The sequence below is a fragment of the Alteromonas sp. KUL49 genome (assembly GCF_006538345.1).
GTDB lineage: Bacteria > Pseudomonadota > Gammaproteobacteria > Enterobacterales > Alteromonadaceae > Alteromonas.
On sequence record NZ_BJKL01000025.1, the window covers coordinates 1 to 2,279 of the forward strand.

General features: G+C 51.2%; 1 rRNA gene. It reads right to left on the reverse strand.

Annotated features, from left to right (window positions below):
- Positions 1-68 precede the first annotated feature (68 nt).
- Positions 69-2,279, reverse strand: a 23S ribosomal RNA gene (locus tag EYS00_RS20315); the annotation flags it as partial.

The window sequence follows — 2,279 nt, forward strand, 5'->3', positions numbered from 1 at the left end:
CTCTACTCTACTTTCTAACTTTAGCTTGTCTACAACACCACAAGAACATAAAGCCTCTTGGGTGTTGTATGGTTAAGCCTCTCGGGCAATTAGTACAGGTTAGCTTAACGCCTTACAACGCTTCCACACCCTGCCTATCAACGTCATCGTCTATAACAACCCTTCCAGACCTTAAAGGTCAGGGATGACTCATCTTGGGGCCGGCTTCCCGCTTAGATGCTTTCAGCGGTTATCCGTTCCGAACTTGGCTACCGGGCAATGCTATTGGCATAACAACCCGAACACCAGCGGTTCGTCCACTCCGGTCCTCTCGTACTAGGAGCAGCTCCCCTCAATCATCCAACGCCCACACCAGATAGGGACCGAACTGTCTCACGACGTTCTAAACCCAGCTCGCGTACCACTTTAAATGGCGAACAGCCATACCCTTGGGACCGACTTCAGCCCCAGGATGTGATGAGCCGACATCGAGGTGCCAAACACCGCCGTCGATATGAACTCTTGGGCGGTATCAGCCTGTTATCCCCGGAGTACCTTTTATCCGTTGAGCGATGGCCCTTCCATACAGAACCACCGGATCACTATGACCTACTTTCGTACCTGCTCGACGTGTCTGTCTCGCAGTTAAGCTAGCTTATGCCATTGCACTAACCTCACGATGTCCGACCGTGATTAGCTAACCTTCGTGCTCCTCCGTTACTATTTGGGAGGAGACCGCCCCAGTCAAACTACCCACCAGACACTGTCCACAATCCCGATAAGGGACCAATGTTAGAACATCAAACATACAAGGGTGGTATTTCAAGGACGGCTCCACATCATCTAGCGACAATGCTTCAAAGCCTCCCACCTATCCTACACATGTAGGTTCAATGTTCAGTGCCAAGCTGTAGTAAAGGTTCACGGGGTCTTTCCGTCTAGGTGCGGGTACACAGCATCTTCACTGCGATTTCAATTTCACTGAGTCTCGGGTGGAGACAGCGTGGCCATGGTTACACCATTCGTGCAGGTCGGAACTTACCCGACAAGGAATTTCGCTACCTTAGGACCGTTATAGTTACGGCCGCCGTTTACCGGGGCTTCGATCAAGAGCTTCGCTTACGCTAACCCCATCAATTAACCTTCCGGCACCGGGCAGGTGTCACACCGTATACGTCATCTTTCGATTTAGCACAGTGCTGTGTTTTTAATAAACAGTCCCAGCCACCTGGTCACTGCGACCCCCATCTGCTTACCACGCGAAGTGTTCACAAACAGGGGCGTACCTTCTCCCGAAGTTACGGTACTATTTTGCCGAGTTCCTTCACCCGAGTTCTCTCAAGCGCCTTAGTATTCTCTACCTGACCACCTGTGTCGGTTTGGGGTACGGTTCATATAATCATAAGTTTAGAAGCTTTTCCTGGAAGCAGGGCATCAACAACTTCACTCCCTTGGGAGCTCGTCTCGTGTCTCGGCCTTAGAATTCCGGATTTACCTAAAATTCCAGCCTACGCACTTTCACTTGGACAACCAACGCCAAGCTTGCCTAGCCTTCTCCGTCCCTCCATCACTGATTATATAAGTACGGGAATATTAACCCGTTTCCCATCGACTACGCATTTCTGCCTCGCCTTAGGGGCCGACTTACCCTGCCCTGATTAGCATGGGACAGGAAACCTTGGTCTTCCGGCGTGGGGGTTTTTCACCCCCATTATCGTTACTCATGTCAGCATTCGCACTTGTGATATGTCCAGCAAGCTTTACAACTCACCTTCATCCACTTACACAACGCTCCCCTACCCAGCACGTAAACGTGCTGCCGCAGCTTCGGTATATTGCTTAGCCCCGTTACATCTTCCGCGCAGGCCGACTCGACTAGTGAGCTATTACGCTTTCTTTAAAGGGTGGCTGCTTCTAAGCCAACCTCCTAGCTGTCTAAGCCTTCCCACATCGTTTCCCACTTAGCAATATTTTGGGACCTTAGCTGGCGGTCTGGGTTGTTTCCCTCTCCACGACGGACGTTAGCACCCGCCGTGTGTCTCCCGGATAGTTCTCATTGGTATTCGGAGTTTGCAAAGGGTTGGTAAGTCGGGATGACCCCCTAGCCTTAACAGTGCTCTACCCCCAATGGAATTCGTCCGAGGCTCTACCTAAATAGATTTCGGGGAGAACCAGCTATCTCCCGGTTTGATTGGCCTTTCACCCCCAGCCACAAGTCATCCCCTAACTTTTCAACGTTAGTGGGTTCGGTCCTCCAGTTGATGTTACTCAACCTTCAACCTGCCCATGGCTAGATCACC